This is a genomic window from Novosphingobium sp. LASN5T (assembly GCF_003856955.1).
In the GTDB taxonomy this organism is placed as follows: domain Bacteria; phylum Pseudomonadota; class Alphaproteobacteria; order Sphingomonadales; family Sphingomonadaceae; genus Novosphingobium.
Genome location: NZ_RQSI01000020.1, coordinates 25887 through 47806, shown reverse-complemented (window position 1 = coordinate 47806; position 21920 = coordinate 25887). Strand labels below are relative to the sequence as shown.

Annotated in this window: 21 protein-coding genes; 8 read left to right on the top strand and 13 right to left on the bottom strand. The window is 67.4% G+C overall.

What is annotated here, in order from left to right:
- Positions 1-189 precede the first annotated feature (189 nt).
- The 3 genes from gyrB (at position 190) to recQ (ending at position 4933) form a co-directional block, all read left to right on the top strand.
- Positions 190-2697 carry a DNA topoisomerase (ATP-hydrolyzing) subunit B gene (gene gyrB / locus EH199_RS14180; protein ID WP_124809952.1) on the top strand — a complete coding sequence of 836 codons (2508 nt, stop codon included), beginning with the start codon at positions 190-192 and terminating at the stop codon, positions 2695-2697.
- A 4-nt stretch (positions 2698-2701) separates the two neighbouring features.
- A complete protein-coding gene (locus EH199_RS14175) occupies positions 2702-2947 on the top strand; it encodes a hypothetical protein (protein ID WP_124809951.1) in 246 nt (81 codons plus the stop codon).
- A 234-nt stretch (positions 2948-3181) separates the two neighbouring features.
- Positions 3182-4933: a DNA helicase RecQ gene (gene recQ, locus EH199_RS14170; RefSeq protein ID WP_124809987.1), complete on the top strand. Its 1752-nt coding sequence runs from the start codon at positions 3182-3184 to the stop codon at positions 4931-4933.
- Here the strand turns inward: recQ and EH199_RS14165 are convergent.
- Both EH199_RS14165 and EH199_RS14160 read right to left on the bottom strand, forming a co-directional pair.
- Entirely contained in the window at positions 4917-5909 is a 993-nt protein-coding gene (locus tag EH199_RS14165) for a TerC family protein (protein ID WP_124809950.1), read from the bottom strand. The two genes, recQ and EH199_RS14165, sit on opposite strands and share 17 nt — an antisense overlap.
- 14 nt (positions 5910-5923) lie before the next feature.
- Positions 5924-6103, bottom strand: a complete 180-nt coding sequence (locus EH199_RS14160) for a DUF465 domain-containing protein (RefSeq protein ID WP_124809949.1) — start codon at positions 6101-6103, stop codon at positions 5924-5926.
- Positions 6104-6403: 300 nt separating this feature from the next.
- Here EH199_RS14160 and EH199_RS14155 point away from each other — a divergent pair, with 300 nt between their 5' ends.
- Positions 6404-6751, top strand: coding sequence for a hypothetical protein (locus EH199_RS14155; RefSeq protein ID WP_124809948.1), 348 nt, complete (start codon positions 6404-6406; stop codon positions 6749-6751).
- A 56-nt stretch (positions 6752-6807) separates the two neighbouring features.
- The gene (locus tag EH199_RS14150) at positions 6808-7107 is read left to right on the top strand and encodes a hypothetical protein (protein ID WP_124809947.1); all 300 of its coding nucleotides are present in this window, start codon (positions 6808-6810) and stop codon (positions 7105-7107) included.
- Between the two features lie 33 nt (positions 7108-7140).
- Here the strand turns inward: EH199_RS14150 and ribA are convergent, their stop codons facing one another.
- From ribA to EH199_RS14110, 8 genes are all read right to left on the bottom strand, one after another.
- Positions 7141-8205, bottom strand: a complete 1065-nt coding sequence (gene ribA, locus EH199_RS14145; protein ID WP_223806681.1) for a GTP cyclohydrolase II — start codon at positions 8203-8205, stop codon at positions 7141-7143.
- Positions 8202-8993 (bottom strand): exodeoxyribonuclease III, encoded by a 792-nt coding sequence (locus EH199_RS14140; protein WP_124809945.1) that lies wholly within the window; start codon positions 8991-8993, stop codon positions 8202-8204. Before EH199_RS14140 ends, ribA begins: the two co-directional genes overlap by 4 nt.
- Positions 8994-9364: 371 nt before the next feature.
- The gene (locus tag EH199_RS14135; protein ID WP_223806680.1) at positions 9365-10051 is read right to left on the bottom strand and encodes an outer membrane lipoprotein carrier protein LolA; all 687 of its coding nucleotides are present in this window, start codon (positions 10049-10051) and stop codon (positions 9365-9367) included.
- A gap of 80 nt (positions 10052-10131) precedes the next feature.
- Positions 10132-10299: a 50S ribosomal protein L33 gene (rpmG, locus tag EH199_RS14130; RefSeq protein WP_124809944.1), complete on the bottom strand. Its 168-nt coding sequence runs from the start codon at positions 10297-10299 to the stop codon at positions 10132-10134.
- 111 nt (positions 10300-10410) lie between these two features.
- The gene (gene ppk2, locus EH199_RS14125) at positions 10411-11190 is read right to left on the bottom strand and encodes a polyphosphate kinase 2 (protein ID WP_124809943.1); all 780 of its coding nucleotides are present in this window, start codon (positions 11188-11190) and stop codon (positions 10411-10413) included.
- A 102-nt stretch (positions 11191-11292) separates the two neighbouring features.
- Positions 11293-11559 carry a GlsB/YeaQ/YmgE family stress response membrane protein gene (locus EH199_RS14120; protein ID WP_124809942.1) on the bottom strand — a complete coding sequence of 89 codons (267 nt, stop codon included), beginning with the start codon at positions 11557-11559 and terminating at the stop codon, positions 11293-11295.
- A gap of 134 nt (positions 11560-11693) precedes the next feature.
- Entirely contained in the window at positions 11694-12509 is an 816-nt protein-coding gene (locus EH199_RS14115) for an undecaprenyl-diphosphate phosphatase (RefSeq protein ID WP_124809941.1), read from the bottom strand.
- An 85-nt stretch (positions 12510-12594) separates the two neighbouring features.
- Positions 12595-14385 carry an ABC transporter transmembrane domain-containing protein gene (locus EH199_RS14110; protein WP_124809940.1) on the bottom strand — a complete coding sequence of 597 codons (1791 nt, stop codon included), beginning with the start codon at positions 14383-14385 and terminating at the stop codon, positions 12595-12597.
- 229 nt (positions 14386-14614) lie between these two features.
- On the opposite strand from EH199_RS14110, the gene EH199_RS14105 reads away from it, so the two are divergent.
- On the top strand, positions 14615-15871 hold the full coding sequence (locus EH199_RS14105; RefSeq protein WP_124809939.1) for a polyhydroxyalkanoate depolymerase: 1257 nt from the start codon (positions 14615-14617) through the stop codon (positions 15869-15871).
- A 52-nt stretch (positions 15872-15923) separates the two neighbouring features.
- Here EH199_RS14105 and EH199_RS14100 read toward each other — a convergent pair whose 3' ends face one another.
- The 3 genes from EH199_RS14100 to EH199_RS14090 form a co-directional block, all read right to left on the bottom strand.
- Positions 15924-16385, bottom strand: coding sequence for a MaoC family dehydratase (locus EH199_RS14100; RefSeq protein ID WP_124809938.1), 462 nt, complete (start codon positions 16383-16385; stop codon positions 15924-15926).
- A 90-nt stretch (positions 16386-16475) separates the two neighbouring features.
- Complete coding sequence (locus EH199_RS14095) at positions 16476-17591, bottom strand: acyltransferase (protein WP_124809937.1); 1116 nt, start codon at positions 17589-17591, stop codon at positions 16476-16478.
- On the bottom strand, positions 17588-19009 hold the full coding sequence (locus EH199_RS14090) for a putative O-glycosylation ligase, exosortase A system-associated (protein WP_124809936.1): 1422 nt from the start codon (positions 19007-19009) through the stop codon (positions 17588-17590). The genes EH199_RS14095 and EH199_RS14090 overlap by 4 nt, the downstream gene beginning before the upstream one ends.
- 164 nt (positions 19010-19173) lie before the next feature.
- Between EH199_RS14090 and EH199_RS14085 the strand changes: the two genes are divergently transcribed.
- Entirely contained in the window at positions 19174-20421 is a 1248-nt protein-coding gene (locus tag EH199_RS14085) for a TIGR04063 family PEP-CTERM/XrtA system glycosyltransferase (protein WP_124809935.1), read from the top strand.
- 42 nt (positions 20422-20463) lie between these two features.
- Positions 20464-21885 (top strand): hypothetical protein, encoded by a 1422-nt coding sequence (locus EH199_RS14080; RefSeq protein WP_124809934.1) that lies wholly within the window; start codon positions 20464-20466, stop codon positions 21883-21885.
- Positions 21886-21920: the final 35 nt, after the last annotated feature.

Below are 21920 nucleotides of genomic sequence, written 5' to 3'. Positions count from 1 at the left end.
AAAGCGTTTCCATGGCGCCCGTTTCAGCATCATTCCCGGCCCTTGGGAAGCGGCCCGGCAATGCCTTTTTCGCGCGCGCGCGGCCGATCGCGGCAAACCGTACGGATTTGTGACCATTCCTTGTGGAAAATCCCCTGCATAAGGGCTCTTTCGCTTGGGCTTGGGCGCGGCTCTGCCTATATGCTCGGTATGGCCAGCTCTTCAGAAAACACCCCGAACACCAATTCCTACGGCGCGGATTCGATCAAGGTCCTCAAGGGTCTCGACGCGGTCCGCAAGCGGCCGGGGATGTACATCGGCGATACCGACGACGGGTCGGGCCTGCACCACATGGTGTTCGAGGTTTCCGACAACGCGATCGACGAGGCGCTGGCGGGGCATTGCGACCTGGTGCTGATCGAGCTGAACCCGGACGGATCGGTCTCGGTCGAGGACAACGGGCGCGGCATCCCCACCGGCATCCACGCCGAAGAAGGTGTCTCGGCGGCCGAGGTCATCATGACCCAGCTGCACGCCGGCGGAAAGTTCGAGAACACCAGCGACGATAACGCCTACAAGGTTTCGGGCGGCCTCCATGGCGTCGGCGTGTCGGTGGTCAACGCGCTGTCGGAATGGCTGGAACTCACCATCTGGCGCGACGGCGAGGAACACTGGATGAAGTTCGCCCATGGCGATGCGGTCGCGCCGCTGGCGGTGCGCGGGCCGGCGCCAGAAGGCAAGAAGGGCACGCGCGTGACCTTCCTCGCCTCGGACGAGACGTTCAAGAACGTCACCGTCTATGATTTCGAAAAGCTCGAACACCGCTACCGCGAACTGGCGTTCCTCAATTCGGGCGTGCGCATCCTGCTGCGCGACAAGCGCGGCGAGGAGGTCAAGGAGCACGACCTTTTCTACGAGGGCGGCATCGCGGCCTTCGTGCGCTATCTCGATCGCAACAAGGTGGCCCTGCTTCCCGATCCGATCGCGATCTCCGCGCAGCGCGACGGCATCGGCATCGATGTCGCGCTCGAATGGAACGACAGCTACTACGAAAACGTGCTGTGCTTCACCAACAACATCCCGCAGCGCGATGGCGGCACGCACCTGGCGGCGTTCCGCGCGGCGCTGACGCGCACGCTCAACGGCTATGCCGAAAAATCGGGCATGCTGAAGAAGGAAAAGGTCAGCCTGACCGGCGACGACATGCGCGAAGGGCTGACGGCGATCGTCTCAGTCAAGCTGCCCGACCCGAAGTTTTCCTCGCAGACCAAGGACAAGCTGGTCAGCTCGGAAGTGCGCCAGCCGCTCGAAAGCCTGATGGGCGACAAGATGAGCGAGTGGCTGGAGGAAAACCCGGCCCACGCCAAGGCGGTGATCCAGAAGATCATCGACGCCGCCGCCGCGCGCGAGGCGGCCAAGCGCGCCCGCGAACTGACGCGGCGCAAGGGCGCGATGGACATCGCCAGCCTGCCCGGCAAGCTGGCCGACTGCCAGGAGCGCGATCCCAGCAAGTGCGAACTGTTCCTGGTCGAGGGTGACTCGGCAGGCGGAAGCGCCAAGCAGGGCCGCGACCGCCATTACCAGGCGATCCTGCCGCTGAAGGGCAAGATCCTGAACGTGGAGCGCGCGCGGTTCGACCGGATCATCTCGTCCAAGGAAGTCGGCACCCTGATCCAGGCGATGGGCACCGGCATCCGCGACGAGTTCAATCTCGAAAAGCTGCGCTACCACAAGATCGTCATCATGACCGACGCCGACGTCGACGGTGCCCATATCCGCACGCTATTGCTGACGTTCTTCCACCGGCAGATGCCCGACATCATCCGCGCCGGGCACCTCTTCATCGCCCAGCCGCCGCTCTACAAGGTCGCCAAGGGCCGGTCGGAAGTCTATCTCAAGGACAATGCCGCGCTCGATCGCTACCTGATCGAGGCGGGCCTTGCCGGGCGCGTGCTGGAAACGGCCGGCGGCGCGCGGGGCGGCGTGGAACTCGATGCACTGGTCGAACACGCGTTGCGGATGCGCAACCTGATGGCCTTCGTGCCGCGCCGCTACGATCCGGCGATCATCGAGGCGCTGGCGCTGGCCGGAGCGCTCGATCCCGATTTGTCTGCCGATGCTCGCGTCGAAGCGCTGGCGCGCACGGCCCGCTGGCTGGACCGGGGCGATACCGAAGCACGCTGGAGCGCGGGGCTTTCCGAAGAGGGCGGTTATCACATCCAGCGCCAGTGGCGCGGGGTGACCGACCACCACATCATCGAGCCGGGCTTCCTGACCAGCGCCGAAGCGCGCAAGCTGGCGCGGCTGACGGCCGAAACCGCCGAGGTCTATTCCGCCACCGCGCGGCTGGTGCGCGCCTCCGCCGCCGCGGTTGAACCGGATCCGGCCGTCACCGCCGACGAGAGCGAGCAGGAAGTGGCCAAGCCGCGCGCCGAGCCGAAGGACGCGATCACGCGCCCGTCCGAACTGCTCGATGCGGTGCTGGCCGGCGGCCGCAAGGGTCTGTCGATCCAGCGCTACAAGGGGCTGGGCGAAATGAATGCCGAACAGCTCTGGGAAACCACGCTCGATCCGGACAACCGCTCGCTGCTGCAGGTCAAGGTGGAAGACGCCGACGTGACCGACGAGATCTTCACCCGCCTGATGGGCGACATCGTCGAGCCGCGCCGCGATTTCATCCAGGAAAACGCGCTCAACGTCGCCAATCTGGACGTCTGATCCGATGCTGACAGCCAGCATTCCGTGGGATCAGGCGGCCACGATGATCGACCTGGAAGGGCGCGCGCCGATCATCGGCACGATCCGCGACTGCGCGATGCACTACACGCTCTACAAGCCCCATGCCCGCACCCAGGCGCGCGTGCTGCTGACCGTGCCGGTGCACCGCGAAGGCCGCGCCACGCGGACGTGGGTGCTCGATCCGGACGAGATCGCGCAGCTGGCGGACTGGCTGGCGGCGGAGCAGTAATCCTGCGGCGGTCGCGCCGTCTTTTTCCCATGGCGGGCGGCCGCGCGCAGGTTCCCTGCGGCCCCTTCCTCTGCCATAGCGGCGGGCGTGACCTTGCCTGACGAACCCCATACCTATTCCTACTACGCCGAAGAGGACGAGCGGGACTTCACCGACCCCGGCCTGTTCTTTCCCGAAGCCTCGTCTGCTGCGTCAGCCCCGCCTGCCCCCGCCTGGACCGATCCAGCCGAGGCGCTGCACGCGGTGTTCGGGTTTTCGGCGTTCCGGGGCGTGCAGGAACAGGTGGTGGCGCGCGTGCTGGCGGGGCAATCGACGCTGGCGGTGATGCCCACCGGCGCGGGCAAGTCGCTGACCTACCAGTTGCCTGCGGTGATGATGGCGGGCACGTGCGTCGTCGTGTCGCCGCTGATCGCGCTGATGCACGATCAGTTGCGCTCGGCCACGGCCAACGGCATCCGCGCGGCGGCGTTGACCAGCGTCGATACCGACCGGGGGCAGACCATCGACCGCTTCCTCTCGGGCGATCTCGATCTCCTCTACGTGGCGCCCGAACGCGCCAGCCAGCCGCATTTCCGCGAATTGCTGACGCAGGGCCGCGTGGCGCTGTTCGCCATCGACGAGGCGCATTGCGTGTCCGAATGGGGGCACGATTTCCGCCCCGATTATCGCCTGCTGCGGCCGATGATGGACATGTTCCCGGCAGTGCCGCGCCTGGCGCTGACCGCCACGGCCGACCGGCACACGCGCGCCGACATCCTCGAACAGCTCGGCATCGCCGAAGACGGGCTGATCGTGGCGGGGTTCGACCGGCCGAACATCCGCTATGCCATCACCCCGCGCGACAATCCGCTGCGCCAGCTTACCCGGCTGATGGCGGAGCAGCCGGGGCCGGGCATCGTCTATGCCCCCACCCGCGCCGGGGTGGAGCGGCTGGCGGAGCAGCTTTCGGGGCAGGGGCGGCCGGTGCTGCCCTATCACGCCGGCCTGCCGCCCGAAGTGCGCGCCGCCAACCAGGCCGCCTTCGTCGCCAGCGAGGACATGGTGATGGTGGCGACGGTCGCCTTCGGCATGGGCATCGACAAGCCGGACGTGCGCTTCGTCGCCCATGCCGCGCTGCCCAAGTCGATCGAGGGCTATTACCAGGAAACCGGGCGCGCCGGGCGCGATGGCGATCCGTCGGTGGCGCTGCTGCTGTGGGGCGCCGAGGATTTCCTGCGCGCGCGCCAGCGGATCGGCGAGGTCGAGGAACACCGCCGCGCCAGCGAGCGCCAGCGGCTGGATGCCATGGCCGGGCTGGTCGAGGCCGGCGGGTGCCGCCGCGCGGTGCTGCTGCGCCACTTCGGCGAGGACCCGCCGCCGACCTGCGGCAATTGCGACAACTGCCTGTCTCCGCCCGCGCAGACCGATGCCACCGAACTGGCGCGCAAGTTCCTGTCCGCCGTCTATCGCACGGGGCAGAGCTTCGGCTTCGGGCATATCGAGAAAGTGCTGACCGGCCGCGCCGATGAACGGGTGACCGCGCGCGGGCACGATCAGCTGTCGGTCTTCGGCATCGTGCCGGCGGAGGACGCGCCGCTGCTGCGCGCGCTGTCGCGCGCCTTGCAGGCGCGCGGCAGCCTTGTCGCCACCGAGCATGGCGGGCTGGCGCTGGGCGGCGATGCGCGCGAAATCCTGAAGGGCGATGTGCGCGTCGACTTGATCCTGCCGCCGCGTCAGGAAGGCGGCGGCCGGCGGCGCAAGGGGGCGGCCGGTGCCGCGCTCAACCCGGTGGGCGATCCGCTGTTCGACGCGCTGCGCGCGCTGCGCCGCGATCTGGCGCAGGAACAGGGCGTGCCGCCCTATGTGATTTTCCACGATTCGGTGCTGCGCGAGATGGCGGCAACCCGCCCCGCCAACCGCGCCGAACTGGGCGGGATCGGCGGGGTGGGCGCGCGCAAGCTCGATGCCTATGGCGAGCAGTTCCTCAAGGTCATTCGGCAGCATTGAGCGCAGGTTGCGCGCCGCGCGTCTTCCACAGCGAATAGAGTACGCCCGCCGCGATCAGGCCGAAGGTCACGCCCAGGCTGGCCAGCGGCGGAAACTTCGCGCCGCCCAGCAGGAAGTCGGACACGAAGATCTTGGCGCCGATGAACACCAGCACCGCCGCCAGCGAGACCTTGAGGTACTGGAAGCGGTCGACCATCGCCGAAAGCGCGAAGTAGAGCGCGCGCAGGCCCAGCACCGCCATGATGTTCGAGGTGTACACGATGAAGGGGTCGGTGGTGATCGCGAAGATCGCCGGCACGCTGTCCACCGCGAACACCAGATCGGCGACGTTGATGACCACCAGCGCCAGGAACAGCGGCGTCGCGGCCAGCACCAGCCGGCCGGTGCGGCGATCGGGCACGCGCACGAAGAAGCGCTGGCCATGGAGCGCGGGCGTCACGCGCATATGGCGGCTGATCCAGCGCACGACGGGGTTGTTGGCCACGTCGGGTTCGTGATCGCCGCCCAGCAGCATCTTCACGCCGGTGACGATCAGGAAGGCGGCGAAAAGATAGAGCACCCAATAGGCTTCGGAGACCAGCGCCGCCCCCGCCGCGATCATCGCGCCGCGCAGCACGATCACGCCGATGATGCCCCACAGCAGCGCGCGGTACTGGTACTTCGCCGGAATCGCGAAGGTGCCGAAGATCAGGCCGATGACGAAGACGTTGTCGATCGACAGCGCCTTTTCGATGAAGAACCCGGTGTACCACGCCATGCCGGAATCGGCGCCCTTTTCGGCCCAGACCCAGCCGCCGAAGAGCAGGGCGATGGTGATGTAGAAGGCGGTCAGCCGCAGCGATTCGCCGATGCCCATGGCCCGGTCGTCCTTGTGCAGCACGCCAAGGTCGAAAGCGGTGAGCGCGACGACCAGGCTGGCGAAGACCAGCCACAACCAGGCTGGAGTGCCCAGCCAGTCCGCGAACAGAATTTCCATGGTCGCTCTCCGCCTTAGCCGTGCAGGGCGATGCGGCGACGCATCAGGCGGCCAAGACGCTGGCGCAGCGCCAGCTTGGCGCGCGTCAGGCGCAGGATTGCCAGCGGATCGGGCCAGCGGCGGCGGCGCTCGGCGCGCAGCGCCTCGTCGATCTGCTGGTGGCGCTCCATCAGGCGGAAGGTAATGTCGGACATCGTTCGCTCCTCGATCGAAACGGTTGGTTCGATCGGGCGCACCGAAGCCCTGCGGTCCATGGGCGGGAAATGGGAAGGAACCCGGACCGGCAGGCATCGGTGTCACCCGATGCGGTCCGACATCGCAAGGCGGCTGCCCGAATAGGCCAGCGCGCCAAGCCAGAGGGGCCCGGTCCCGCGATCCCTTTATGGACCGAATCGCTCCGGATTTCAAGTCCCCGGCCGGGCAAGGGTGAGGGCGGGGCGCCGAAACCGGCCCGCGCGCTTGCCGTTCGCGCGCCCAATCCCTACGTTGGCCGGGTGCTGAGCCGGCTTCCTTCACGGCTGGCGGCGCGGTTCTGGGCCGCGCTGCTGGTCCTGACCGTGGCGTTCCATGCGGTCACGCCTTTCGAGGCGCCGCTGGTCGTGCGCAGCGGATCGGCGTTCAGCGCGGCCACGGCGGAAGTCGCCATCGCGCCCGCGCGCAAGACCGCGGTCGAGCGCCACGTCGTGCAGATCGCGCCGGTGCTGCCGACGGTGTCGGCCGTCGTCTTGCCGGCGATGCCGCTGGTTGCGGCGATTCCCCATGCCTGGCCCGACCAGACCGGCCCGCCGCTTCCCGCGCCGCTGGCGCGCAAGATCGCGCCACGAGGTCCGCCCACCCCCTGATGTGCCACCGCGCCCCACGTTCGGGCGCAGACTTCACGCATATCAGGAATACCGACATGACCATTCAGGAAAGCAGCCCCGCTGCTCTCGCCCGTCGCGCGCATATCGAGGCGCTGCTGGCGGCCTACCCCGACGTATCCACCGAGGAGCACGGCGTGCTCGTCTCCTATTTCCGACGCGAGGCCAATGCGCTCGACATCGGCATGGTCGCCAGCAATCCCGCCATCGCCAGCGGCTATGCCCGGTTCCGCGGCGATCATATCGACCGGTTCACGCTGAAGGATGTGATGAAGGGCGTCGCCGGCGCGGCCGTGCTGGTGCTGTGCGTCGGCCTGATCATGTTCCGGGCGTTGTAGCGGAACGCGGGCAGGCGGCGCAGGCCGCCTGCCTTACCGCAGCAGGTGGCCGGTGCGGTCGCGCTTGGTGGCGAGGTAGCGTTCGTTGTGCGGGTTGGCGGGCAACTGGTGCGCCACGCGCTCCTCCACGTCCACGCCCAGTTCCTGCAGCGCGGCCACCTTGCCGGGATTGTTGGTCATCAGCCGGATCGTGGTGACGCCCAGCAGATCGAGCATCCGCGCCGCCACGGGAAAGTCGCGCGCCTCGCTGGGCAGGCCAAGCCGCTCGTTGGCGTCCACGGTGTCGAAGCCCTGGTCCTGCAGTTCATAGGCGCGCAGCTTGTTGATCAGGCCGATGCCGCGCCCTTCCTGGCGCAGATAGAGCAGCACGCCCCAGCCGCCGGCGTTGGCTTCCTCCGCCATGCGCGCCAGCGCGGCGTCAAGCTGTGGGCCGCAATCGCACTTCAGGCTGCCCAGCACGTCGCCCGTCAGGCATTCGCTGTGCAGGCGGACCAGCGGCACGCGCTCGCCGCTCTGCGTGCCGAGAATCAGCGCGACGTGTTCGCGCAGGTCGTCGCGCGCGCGGAACGCCACGATCTCGGCGTGTTCGCAGGCGTGAACCGGCAGGCGCGCGCGCGCCTGGATGGTCAGGTTGAGCGGGTCCTTGAACGCGGCGAGATCGGCGGCGGAGACCGTGACCGCCGGTTCCACCCCCGTCGCCACCAGGAAGGCGGGGAGGATGCCGGCCAGCCGCGCCAGTTCCATCGCGGTGACGGCGGCTGCGTGTGCCGCGATCGGCAGGGCGCGGAACGGTCCGCGCAGCGGGCGGTCCAGATCGAGCGAGGGATCGGCCAGCTCGCGCGCACTGAGCTGGGTGAACGGGTCGGCGCCGTGGATCAGCACCGGGGCCTCGGGCACGGCGGCCTCGCGCTGATTGGCGAGCTTCAGCGTGGCCGCGCGGGCGGCGGATATCAGCAGGTTCGCGGCGTAGACGCCGGGCTGGGCAAAGCCGGTTTCCGCCGGGAGCAGGTCCAGCGCGCCATCATCGGCGGTGACGCGCACGGCCCAGCCATGGCGCAGCGCGTCGAGCGCGCGCGCAACCGTGCGCGTATCGCTCACAGGTCGAACCCGGTCACCAGCGGAATGTGGTCCGAAGGCTGGTCCCACTTGCGCGTTTCCTCGACGAAGCGGTGGCTCGTCGATTGCGCGGCAAGATCGGGCGAGGCCCACATGTGGTCGAGCCGCCGGCCCTGGTCCTTGTTGCGCCAGTACGAACGATAGCTCCACCAGCTGTAGTTCCGCTCTGGCGCGGGGATATGCTTGCGGCCCAGGTCGATCCAGCCGTGCGCGTCGCGGAAGCGGCCCAGCGTTTCGACCTCGACCGGGGTGTGGCTGACCACCTTGATCAGCGCCTTGTGGCTGTAGACGTCCGATTCGAGCGGGGCGATGTTGAAATCGCCGACGATCAGCGTGGGCCGGTCCACTTTGTCCGCCCAGCGCGTCATCCGTTCGAGGAAATCGAGCTTCTGCCCGAACTTGGGGTTGAGTTCACGGTCGGGAATGTCGCCGCCCGCCGGGATATAGACGTTTTCCAGCAACATCCCCTGGCCGGGGCCGAGCAGTTCCACGCCCACATGGCGCGCCTCGCCATTGTCCTGCCAGTCGTGCCGGCCGATCTCGCGGAAGGGAACGCGGCTGACCGTGGCGACGCCGTGGTAGCCCTTCTGCCCATGCACCGAGCGGTGGGTATAGCCCAGCCGTTCGAACATTTCGTGCGGGAACAGTTCCTCGGCGGTCTTGATTTCCTGGAGGCACAGGACGTCGGGCGCCTGTTCGGCCAGGAAGCGCTCGACCTGATCGATGCGCAGGCGGACGGAATTGATGTTCCAGGTAGCGATAGAGACCATGGCCAAGGCTTTAGGTGCAGGCCGGTAGCCGGTGCAAGCCCGAAGCGCTGTCTCGTGATCGCTGCCTGAAGGGGCAAGGAAAAACCCTCGCCCCGGGGGCATTGGGGGCGAGGGTTCCATCTGCGTTCGTCACGCTTAGACGCGGCGGCTTTTCGAAGGCCGGGCAACAGGGGGGAAACCCGCCTCGACCGCCTCGTCTGAACCCGTTCTAGGACCGCCGCGCTTGCTGGCGGATGAACGGAAACGACAAGTTTGTCGCAGCTTGTCGCGTGCCGCGCACAGGTTGTTGCCGAAGCGTCGCGTGCCGGCGACGAACGGCCGGAACGCCCGTCCGGTAAAGAACGGGTCGCCGGGATCGCGGGCAGACCGCGTCAGTGCTTGGGCGAGTTGGGACGCGGATCGTTCCAGCGGAACGTGTTTTCCGGCACATCGATGCCGTATTGCTGGCCCGACAGGCGCACGGTGGTTCGCTTGTTCTGCGAATCGAGCGCAACCCAGCTGTCGAGTTCGAGTCCGCCCGGCGCGGAAGCCTTGCGAATGAAGATCAGCGTGATCGTGCCGTATTCGGGGTGGCGCGTGTCGCGCACCTCGATGCTGACCACGCTGGAATGGTTGGTCGGTATCAGCCGCGCAAAGCGGGCGACATCCTTGCTGGGATCGAGCAACGCGCCCAGCGGGCTGTTGCGGATCGGCCAGCGCTGGACCTGCCGCACCTCGTAGTCGATCAGCGTCAGCGCGCGCCCGTCCGAGACGATCAGCAACGGTACGCCACGTTCATACTGGAAGCGGATCTTGCCCGGGCGCTTCATCGTCATCACGCCGGACAGCGATTGGCCGGACCGGTCGGTCTGGACGAAGTTGGCGCGCATCGTGGTGATCGCGCGCAGCGCATCCACCGCGCGGTCGACGTCTTTGGCGGGAGCCGGCGCGGGCGCGTTCTGCGCCGCGAGCGGGGCCGGGGACATCACGGCGCCAAGGCCAGCGGACGCCATCGCGGAAACCGCGACGGCGTGCATCAGGCGGGATCGGCCGGGAAGGCGGAAGAGATCAAGTATCATGTTCATCGCCGTTTGTTGCAGGACCGGCGTTGAACTCGCCGTGAACCGGGAAGGTTCCGGCGAACGGTAGGCGGAACGCCTTACTTGATCTTGGCTTCCTTGAATTCGACGTGCTTGCGCGCCACCGGATCGTACTTGCGGAAGCTGAACTTCTCGGTGCTGTTGCGGGGATTCTTCTTGGTGACATAGAAGAAGCCGGTGTCGGCGGTCGAGACCAGACGAATCTTGACGGTGGTGGGCTTTGCCATGGCTCTAACAATCCTGAACTAGCTTGCGCGCGCGTGCTGAAAACTATTGCGGCGGCGCGTTGCCACGCCGCCTTCGCAGGGCGCGGGCGTTGGGGGAGAATCACGCGAAAGTCAAGCCTTGGGATAAGGGTGCAGCGGTTCCACCAGACCGAAGCGTTCCTTGAGCGGCTTGTCCTTCAGCGGCGGCAGATCGAGCGGCGGCACATCCACGCGGGTATCGGGCATACGGTCCAGCAGGTTGCGGATCACGGTCAGCCGGCCCCGGCGCTGGTCGTTGAAGTCCACCAGCGTCCACGGCGATTCGGGCGTGTGGGTGGCGGCCAGCATCGCCTCGCGCGCTTCGGTATAGGCTTCGTACTTGCCGCGCGCCTCCAGATCGACCGGGGAGAGCTTCCAGCGTTTCATCGGATCGTCGCGACGTTCGGCAAAGCGCCGTTCCTGTTCCTCCTGGTCGCAGGTCAGCCAGTATTTGAACAGCAGCAACCCGTCCGTCACCAGCAGCTTCTCGAAGGCGGGCGCCTGCGCCAGGAACGCGCGCACCTGATCCTCGCTGGCATAGCCCATCACGCGCTCCACACCGGCACGGTTGTACCAGCTGCGGTCGAACAGCACGATCTCCCCGGCGGCGGGGAGGTTGGCGATATAGCGCTGGAAGTACCACTGGCCCTGTTCGCGCTCGGTTGGCTTGGGCAGCGCCACGGCGCGGCATTGGCGGGGGTTGAGCCGCTGGAGTATGGCGTGGATCACGCCGGTCTTACCCGCAGTGTCGCGCCCTTCGAAGATCACCAGCACGCGCGCGCCGGTCTTTGCTACCCAGCGCGCCATGCAGGTCAGTTCCTCCTGCATGGGTTCCAGCAGGTCTTCGTAGTCCTTCTTCTTCAGTTCACCCATGGAGCCCGTGCCTGTGCGATTCGAACGGAGGGTGAGCGTGCACGAAAAAGGGGCAGCCCGCGAGTGGCCGCCCCTTTCTCTCGGGATTCCAATTCGTAGCGTTCAGCGAACCGAACCGCGCCGCACCAGATTGACGATCGCCAGCAGGATCACCGCGCCGAGGAACGACACGATAAGGCTGCCCGCCGAAATGCCCTGGGTGATGCTGCCGCCGCCGATGAAGGGCGTGAGCAGAAACCCGCCGAGCATGGCGCCGACGATGCCGACCACGATATTGAGGAAGATACCCTGCTGTGCGTCGGTGCGCATCACGATGCTGGCCAGCCAGCCCAGAATGCCACCCACGATGAGAAGGACGATGATACCCATTTTCCGGACATCCCCATTGTTGCCTTGATGCCTTTCACAATCCGGCGGCGGGGATTTGGTTCCGGAAACCCCGCCGTTATGGCGCGATTGATCGGCGGCTGGGAGAATCGGTGGGGCGGGGACCGGTGGGGCGGTCAGGTGCGCAGTAGCCAGAACATCGCCGCCGCGCCCGCCACGATGCGGTACCATGCGAACGGCGTGAAGCCGTGCCGGCTGACATAGGCGACGAAGAAGCGGATCACCGCCAGCGCCACCACGAACGAGACGAAGAAACCCACCGCGATCTCCGCCCAGCCCACGCCCAGCGTGCCGGCGGCCAGTTCGTGCCGCTTGTCGAGCAGTTCCAGCGTGGTCGCCCCCAGCATCGTCGGGATGGCCAGGAAGAAGCTGAATTCGGCGGCGGTGCGGCGCTCGATGCCCATGGCCAGCGCGCCCATGATGGTCGCGCCCGAACGGCTGACGCCGGGGATCATGGCCAGGCACTGCACGAAGCCCACGCCCACGGCCTGTCGCAGCGGCAACTGGCCGATCCCGGTCGGTTCACCGCCCTTGGCGAAGCGTTCGACCACGAGAATGCCGATGCCGCCCACGATCAGCGCCCAGCACACCACCAGCGGGCTGCCGAGCAGACCCTCGATCTGGTGCTTGAGCAGCAGGCCGATGACCGCGGCGGGCATGAACGCGGCCAGCAGGTTGCGCAGGAAGCGCAGCGACAGCGGCTCCAGCCGGAGCAGGCCCATGCCGACGGCCCAGAACGTGCGCCAGTACTGCACGACCACCGCCAGGATCGCGCCCAGCTGGATCACCACGTTGAACATGGCCCATTGCGCGGCGTCATAGCCGAACAGTTCGGTGGCAAGGATGAGGTGCCCTGTCGAGGAGACCGGAAGGAACTCGGTGAGCCCCTCGACGATGCCGAGCAGTACGGCGGTAACGATCGTGCTGTCCATGCACGCGGCGTTGCCGCAGCGCAGCACGGTGTCAAGGGCGCGCCGCGTTCCGCAACCTTAAAAATCGGTCATCCGGCTGTGCCGTTCAGGCGGCCGCATCCTGGAACTGCAACCGGGCGAGCCGCGCGTAGAGCCCGTTGGCGGCGGTCAGGCTGGCGTGGTTGCCCTGTTCGACGATCTTGCCGCCGTCCATCACGATGATCCGGTCGGCCGCGCGGATCGTCGCCAGCCGGTGCGCGATGACCAGCGTGGTGCGGTCCTTCATCAGCCGGTCCAGCGCCGCCTGCACCAGCTGTTCGCTTTCGGCGTCCAGCGCGCTGGTCGCTTCGTCGAGCAGCAGGATCGGGGCGTTGCGCAGCACCGCGCGGGCGATGGCGATGCGCTGGCGCTGGCCGCCGGAAAGGCGCGCGCCGTCCTCGCCCAGGAAGGTATCGAGCCCTTCGGGCAGCGCGCGCAGGAAGCTTTCGGCGTTGGCGGCGCGCGCCGCTTCCCAGATATCCTCGTCGCTGGCGGCCCAGTTGCCATAGCGCAGGTTGTCGCGCGCGCTGGCGGCGAACAGCGTGCCGTCCTGCGGCACCAGCGCCATCCGCGCGCGAATCTCGGCCGGATCGGCCGACGGCAGCGGCACGCCATCGATGCGCACGGTGCCCGCCTGCGGATCGTAGAACCGCTGCGCCAGCAGGAACAGCGTGGACTTGCCCGCGCCGGAAGGCCCGACGATCGCCACCGTTTCGCCCGGTTCGACGGTCAGCGAGAAATCCTCCAGCGCCGCCACTTCCGGGCGGCTGGGATAGCGGAAGCCGACGTTCTGGAACGCCAGCTGGCCGCGCGGCGGCACGGGCAGCGCGGTCGGCCGCGCGGGCGGGGCGATGTCGGGCTGTTCCAGCAGCAGTTCGTTGAGGCGGCTGGCCGCGCCGGCGCCGCGCAGCAGGTCGCCATAGACCTCGGTCAGCGCGCCCAGCGCGCCGGCGACGAGGCCCGCCGTCACCACGATCGCGAAGATCGTGCCACCGCTGATAGTGCCTTCGGCCACACCCACCGCGCCTTCCCACACGAGCAGGACGATGCCGCCAAACACCAGCAGAATGACGATCGCCGTCATCACCGCGCGCAGGATGATGCGGCGGCGGGCCACGTCAAACGTGCGTTCGACGCGCTCGCCGAACCGCTCCAGCTCGCGCTTTTCCTGCCCGAAGGCCTGGACGATCTTCATCGCGCCCAGCGTTTCCGACACGATCACGCCGATCGCGGCGACGCGGTCCTGGCTCGACCGCGAAACGGAGCGCACGCGCCGGCCGAACCACACGATCGGCAGGACCACGAGCGGGATGCCGATGATCACCGCGCCGGTCAGCTTCGGCGCCAGCACGAACAGGTAGATCATGCCGCCCAGCGCCATGATCGCGTTGCGCAGCGCCACCGAAACCGTGGTACCGACCACCTGTTCGATGATCGCCGTGTCGGAGGTCATGCGCGACGAGATTTCCCGGGGGCTGTTGGTTTCGAAGAAGCTGGGCGGCAGGCGCAGCAGGTTGGCCTGCACTTTCAGGCGGATGTCGGCGACCACGCGCTCGCCCAGCCACGACACGAAATAGAACCGGCAGGCGGTGCCGACGGCCAGCACCAGCACGACCAGCAGCAGATAGCGGAACCAGCGGCCGATCTCGGTGATGTCCGCCCCTTGCGAGAAGCCCTTGTCGACGATCAGCTTGAGGCCGGAGGGGATCGCCAGCGTGGCGCTGGCGGTGACGAGCAGCGCGGCAGCGGCGGCGGCGACCCGTCCCGGATAGTCGAGCGCCTGGCGCCATACCATGCGCAAGGGGGTCAGGGTGCGCGCGGGGCGCGGGGCTTCGACAGGCTGGGTTCCCTCGTCCATTCCGCTCGCCTAGCCGAAGCGCGCCCGCGCAGGAAGGGGGCGCATGCCGGTAAGGCGTGGCAATGCTTTTTCCGCAGTCCGTCCCGCGCGATCGGGGCGAGGATTAGGGTCCGGTTTGGTCCGGTCGTAGCGCGATCTTCAATGTTGCGTTGCACAAGGCAACGAATCGCGGCAATCTGGGGGCAAGCGAGTCCCGGTGTTGCCGGGCAACAGAACAAGGACAACGGCCGTGCTCTACAAGGCCTATGAAATCCAGCGCTCCCTGCTCAGCGCCAGCAGCGCGATGGCGTCGATGACGGCGGACCTGCTGGGCGATCCCCGGCTTCCGTTCAGCGGCTTCGGCCCCAGCCAGATGATGGCATCGGCGCTGGAAGTGTTCGCCCACGCGGCGGCCCCGCGCGGCAAGCCGGCGTTCGGCATCCGCACGATCCATGTCGATGGCACGACCCACGCGGTCCGGGAATCGACGGAAATCCATCGCCCGTTCGGCGATCTCAAGAAGTTCACGCACGAAGGGCTTCCGCCCGACGCGCCGCGCCTGCTGATCGTGGCGCCGATGAGCGGCCATTACGCCACGCTGCTGCGCGGCACGGTGGAACGGATGCTGGAACGCTGCGTGGTCTACATAACGGACTGGGCCGACGCGAAATACGTGCCGCTGGCCGAAGGGCGCTTCGACCTGGACGATTACATCGACTATCTGGTCGGCTTCCTCGAATATATCGGCCCCGGCGCGCACATGATGGCGGTATGCCAGCCTTCGGTGCCGGCCTTTGCCGCCACCGCGATCATGGCGGCCAAAGACCATCCGTGCCGACCGGTGACGCTGACGATGATGGGCGGGCCGATCGATACCCGCGAATCGCCCACGGCGGTGAACGATCACGCGATCACCAAGCCCTATGTGTGGTTCAAGCACAACGTCATCACCACGGTGCCGGTGAACTATCCGGGCGAGGGGCGGCAGGTCTATCCGGGCTTCGTCCAGCTTGCGAGCTTCATGTCGATGAACCTCGGCAGCCACATGATGAGCCACTATTCGCTGTTCAAGCACCTGGTGCAGGGCGATGGCGAAGGCGCCGAGGCGACCAAGACATTCTATGACGAATACCGCGCCGTCTGCGATCTGCCGGCGGAGTTCTATTTGCAGACCGTGGACGTCGTGTTCCAGCGCCACGCGCTGCCCAAGGGCGAATTCGTCCATCGCGGGCACGCGGTCGACCTGGGCGCGATCCACGACACCGCGATCCTGTGCATCGAGGGCGAGCGGGACGACATCTCGGGCATCGGCCAGACCAAGGCCGCGCTCAAGGTGACGCCGAACGTGCCGGAGGAAATGAAGCAGTACCTCCTCGCCGCCGAGGCGGGGCACTACGGCATCTTCAACGGATCGCGCTGGCGGACCAAGATCGCGCCGGTGGTCGATGCGTGGATCGTGCGCCACGAAGGCCGGGGCAAGGGCCGCAAGCTGACGGCCGTCGCCTGAAGACAGACGGTGCGGAAAGAAGCCTTCCCGCACCGTCCCGAAACGCCGCTTCTCAGACGAAGAACTGGGTCAGCCACTCGCAGATCAGGGCGGGCTTCGACTCGCCTTCGATCTCCACCGTGATTTCCATGGACTGCTGCCACTGGCCGGGGCGCTTTTCCTCGATCTCCAGCAGCTTGAACACGCCGCGCACGCGCTTGCCCGAACGGACAGGGGTGAGGAAGCGGGTGCGGTTGCCGCCATAGTTCACGCCCATCTTGATGCCTTCGGGGCGCGGACAATCGCTGAGCTGTGTCAGCAGCGGGATCAGCGACAGCGTGAGGAAGCCGTGCGCGATCGTGCCGCCGAACGGCGTCAGCTTGGCCTTATCCTCGTCGACGTGGATGAACTGGAAGTCACCGGTCGCTTCGGCGAACTGGTTGATTCGTTCCTGGCTGACCTCGACCCATTCCGATGTGCCCACGATCGTGCCTGCCAACGCCTTGATTTCTGTCGCGGGAATGATCCTCGCCATACCGTTGCTCTCCTGCATTCTCTTGTTCCGCCATCATGGACGGACCCTTGCAAAGGTGCAACCGGGCGCAATCCGGTCAGGACGGATGGGCTATTCGGCGGGCGACGCGGGCAAGGGACGGGTCCAGCCCGGCGTTCGCGCATTGAGCCAGCGCTGGGCCGGCTTTTCGATCAGGCGATAAAGCGCCCACGACGCGATCAGCAGCAGCAGGAGATAGGCCGCCAGTTCCGCCCAGCCGATTTGCAGCGAGGCATCAACGAACAGCAGCTTGAACACCAGGAACAGAAAGGCGTGCGCGAGGTAGGTGGAATAGCTCACCTCTCCCAGCCACACCGCCGCGTGGCTGGCGAGAAAGCGTGCCAGCGGCCCCTTATCATAAATCAGCGCCAGCATCGCGGTGACGATCGCGGGCGGGACGATCGCGGTTTCGGGCCAGCCGGCCACGCTCCCCAGCGCGATCCAGCCCGTCGCGAACAGCGCCCAGGGCCAGGCGCGCGGTGATCGTGCCGCTTGCCAGATCACGCAGGCCAGCGTGCCCAGCATGAAGCCGATCAGGCAGCGCCACAGCCCCATGGTGGGGATGTCCGCGCCCAGCGTGCGCAGACCCCGGTGCGTGAACAGCGCATATTCTCCCGCCAGCAGCAGCGCCGCGATCGCGATCGCCAGGCGACGGCGGCCCATGATCGGCTGGCCCGCCGCGACAATCGCGGGAAACATCAGATAGGCGGCGAATTCGGTGCTGATCGACCAGGCCGGGTGGTTCCAGGCCAGTTCGTGCGTAAAGCCCCAGTTCTGGATCAGCAGCACCTGCAGCGGCAATTCGTCCAGTGGTAGCCCCTCTACGGGGCGCCCGGAAACGTTCAGTGCCGCTCGGAACAACACGAAGCCGCCGAGTATCAACAGGTGCAACGGCCAGATTCGCGCCATCCTTCGCCACAGGAAACGGGCGGCGGCGCGTGGCCCACCCGACGCCAGTGGAACGGCATAATTGTACCACATGACGAAGCCGGACAGGACGAAGAACAGATCCACCGCCAGATAGCCGCGCGCCAGGACCGCGATGACGCCTGGGGGGAGTATGGACACCAGCGACAAGCGGATATGATAGAGGACCACCAGCCAAGCCGCTATCCCGCGCAGGCCGGTCAGCGAGTCGAGATGGCGTGGTCTGCGTTCGCTCGGTTCGTGGAGATGGGGCTCGCTCATCTGGGGGCGCTCAGCGGGGGCTGCCCCGAACTGCCCTGTGTCGCCGCGCGCGCCGGCGCGTTAACCCGCCGAAGCGGACGGAACGTCTCCCGGCTCGGGTCGATCCGCATGGCATAGGCGCGCAGGCCGATCTGCAGCCCGATCAGCATGTACATAAAGGGCTGGAAGGCGATGCCGACGAAGCTGCCGCCGACCATATAGACCAACTGCCCCTGTTGCAGCGCATTGGCCAGAGGCCCGATCCATCGCGCATCGGGCAGGCTCTCCTGCGGGCCACCCCGCTTGGTCCAGCGTGCGCGCACCCGCTCCATCTGCCACAGCCCCAGAAGGTGCAGCGTCAGCCAAAGGCCCAGGCCGGGATAGCCCTGCTCACCCAGCATCTCGAAGTAGGCCGAATGATAGGCGCGGCCCTTTTCCACGATATCGTTGGTTTCGAGCGCGGCGTTGTTCTTGCCGGCATAGTCGGTGTTGACGGTCTTGTAGCTCACCTCGTTCTGGCGATAGGCTTCGAACCCTCCGCCGAAGGGGTTGTGCTTGGCGAATTCCCACGTCCATTTCCACACCGCCACGCGGGTGGAGGCGGACTGATCCGATTGGTGATTTTCGATCGTGCTCATGCGATCGGTATAGCTCTTGGGCAGGAATGGCATCGCCACCACGGCCAGTACCCCCGCTGCCGCGAGATAGGTGAAGCGCCGCTTGGTGGTGCGCAGCACGAGCACGCCCAGCAACAGCACGCACAGCAGACCGGTGCGCGTCTGCGTGCCCACCGGGATCAGCAGGCAGGCAAAGCCGAGCCCCAGGGCATACAGCGTGACCAGCTTTCCCGGTTTGAAGATAGTGCCGTACCGCGCCAGCCAGTAGATCAGCGGCATGATCGCAACCGCCACCATCGACAGCGTGCTGCCTTCGTAAAGGCCGGTGTTATCGTTCACCAGCAGCTTCAGTTCGCCATAGCCGCCGCCGGAGGACAGCGTCTTGATCCCGCCGCCGATCACGATCACGCTGATGGACAGCACCATCACCAATGCCAGCGCCTCGATGCGCAGGCGCGTGCGCAGGGTGAGCGGCAGGAACATCGCGAAGACCAGTGCCTTCCACACCCAGCCCCACTTTTCCGCCGCTTCCACCGGAAAGTCGGCGGTGCGGGTGGTCAGCCCGCAATAGACCAGCAGCAGCAGGAGCAGGAACTGGCGGAACGAGAAGCGGATGCCCTGCTTGTTTTCGGCCACCATCCAGGCGCCGAACGCGCAGACGAACGCTATCAGCGAGATCGGGATATGGGCGAGGAAACCCCAGGTTACCTTCTGCGGCGCGACGATGTCGATATAGGTATAGGCCAGCACCAGCAGGAACGGCCGACGCATCCCGGCGCCCAGGAAAGCCAGCACGAAGGCGGTAAGGAACAGGTTAAGCACGGCGGCCCCGCTGGCGGCGCAACGTCCCGGGCAGGCGCGGCAAACGGCAGTGCGACAGGGGGGAGGGCGTCAGGGTCATGTCCGCGCGATGATCGTTGCCGGGACCGCGGGCTTAGCGGAACGGGGTTGACGGCGCGTTAAGGCTTGCGTGGCAGGAAAGGGGCATGACCCGCGTTCTGCATGTTCTCGACCACAGCCTGCCGCTGCACAGCGGCTACACCTTTCGCACGCGCGCGATCCTCAAGGCCCAGCAGGCGCAAGGGATCGAGGTGCGCGCGATCACCGGGCAGCGTCACCGCTTGCCGGATGGGCCGCTGGTGGCGGAAAACGGCGCGCCCGAACAGATCGACGGGCTGGAATTCCATCGCACGCCGGGGGAAGCCGAAGGCATCGTGGGGGTGCGCGAGTGGCGCGAGGTGGTCGCTCTGGCCAGCCGGATCGAAGCGGTGGCCCGCGCGTGGCGGCCGGACGTGCTGCACGCCCATTCGCCGGCGCTGTGCGGCCTTGCCGCCGTGCGCGCCGGGCGGCGGCTCGGCATTCCGGTGGTCTATGAAATCCGCGCGTTCTGGGAAGACGCCGCCGTGGGCAATGGCACCGGCCGCGAGAGTTCGCCCCGCTACTGGCTGACCCGTCAGCTCGAGAACCGCGTGGTTGCCGGCGCCGATGCGGTGGTGACGATCTGCCGCGGCCTGCTGGAGGATCTGGCGGCGCGGGGCGTTGCGGGCGATCGCCTGTCCATCATGCCCAACGGCGTGGATCTGACCATGTTCGGGCAGGCACAGCCGCGCGATCCGGCGCTGGCCGAAGCGCTGGGGCTGGGCGACGGGCCGGTGATCGGCTTTCTCGGCAGCTTCTATCCCTATGAAGGGCTGGACGATCTGATTGCGGCCATGCCGGCGATCGTGGCGGGGGTGCCGGGCGCCAGGCTGCTGCTGGTCGGCGGCGGCCCGGCGGGCGATGCCCTGCGCGCGCAGGCCGAAGCCTCGCCGGCGGTGGACGCGGTCCGCTTCGTCGGCCGCGTGCCGCACGCCGAGGTCGACCGCTATTACGCGCTGGCCGATGTGGTGTGCTATCCGCGCAAGGCGATGCGGCTGACGGACCTTGTCACGCCGCTCAAGCCGCTGGAAGCGATGGCGCAAGGCAAACTGGTTGCCGCGAGCGACGTGGGCGGGCACAGGGAACTGATCGAGGACGGGGTGACCGGCACGCTGTTTCCCGCCGACGATCCCGCCGGACTGGCGAAGGCAATGATCGCGCTGTTGGGCGACCGGAGCGCATGGCCGGAACGGCGCGCGGTGGCGCGGCGGTTCGTCGAGCGCGAGCACGACTGGGCCGGCAATGTTCGTCGTTATCAAGCTGTTTACCAAAAGGTGATAGCCGGGAAAGGTACAATTGCGGGTGTCGCCGCCTGACGGCGTGGGGCACTTGCCAGGTTTGAACGGATCGATACGCACGTGACCATTCCGCAGGGCAAGCAGGCGAAACGCAAGCAGGCCGCCTCGATTTCGGCGCACCGCCTGTTCCCGGTGGTGATGATGGTGTGGTTCGCCGCCTTGCTGGGGCTGACGAGCTTCGTCGTGCCGCCCCGGATGCTGGCGAGCCTGGTCGTGGCGAGCGGACTGCCCAAGGTCCTGCCGGCCGCAGCGCCGCCGCTGGGTTTCACCGCCCGCGTGCTGGTGGCTTTCGCGCTGGCCGTGGTCGGCGGGCTGATCGGCCTTGTCATCGCCGCGCGGTTGCGCAGGGGCAAGGCGGTCAAGCTCGACATGCCGGCGACGCCCGATCGCGACGAGGCGATGGAATCCGGAGCGCCCGCCGTGGCGGTATCCCAACGTGCCGTGAAAATCCGCTCGCGCGACGCGCACCCCGATGCCCCGCCGCGCCGGCCGCTGGTGCTGAGCGAGGAATTGGCGACGGTGCCGGCGCTCGAGGACCCGGAGCCGGGTGGCGAGCTTGAACAGCCCGTGATCGCGGAAGATTGGGGCGCGGAGGTGCCCGTCGATGGTGCGGACTTGTCCCGAACGGCGCTTGAAGCGGCGGATCCGGACGAAACGGCCGGGCAAGACGACGTGCTTGCGGACGAAGTTGGCGCTCCCGCGCGCCTTGCCGCGCCGATGATCGACGACGGACCGTTTGCGCCGCCGCTGCTTGCGCTGCCTGCCGCGCTGGCGGACGAGCCATCGGCCGATGCGGACCTTGATCTGGCAGGGCTAGAGGCTCCGCCCGGCGAAGATGATGCGCGGCTACCGCTGGCCTCCGACACGCAACGTCCCTTTGTGCAGCCCTATCCGACGTTGCCCGCGCCCGGCATTTTCAACGATGCGGCGGAAGCACGCGCGGATGCGCCCGCGATGGATGCCGCGCCGCTGGAATCGCTGGGTCTCGTGCAGCTCATCGAGCGGCTGGCGATGGCGATCGCGGTCCGGCGCGACGAACTGGCGCGACACGCGGAACAGGATCCCCGGGCCGAGGCGGAAGTCGACGCCACGCCGCCGCCTGGTACAGCCACGCACGCCGCGGACGCGGCCGAACAGGGCGTGGAGGACGCGGAAGCAGGTGGGGAGGCGGATGCGTCGCCTTTCCTGGCGATCGTGCCCGGCGAGGCACCGTTGCCCGAACACCGCTATCCCTCGCTGGTCGATATGCCGTCCCCCGCGCCGCGCCGCCATGACGACGCGCCGGTGGATCCGCCGTTTGCCCGCCCCGATACGCCGTTGGCCAGCCGTGGACGGGCCATGCCATCGTCTGTGACGGAACCCGCGCCGCCGGCCTTCGCGCCGCCCGCCGGGGCCGTTCCCGCGTTCAGCGATCCCGAAGAGGCCGACCGCGCCTTGCGCGCGGCCCTCGCCACGCTCCAGAGAATGACCGCCAAGGGCTAACCACGTCCGCAATCGGTCCTGAATGTAGCCATTTT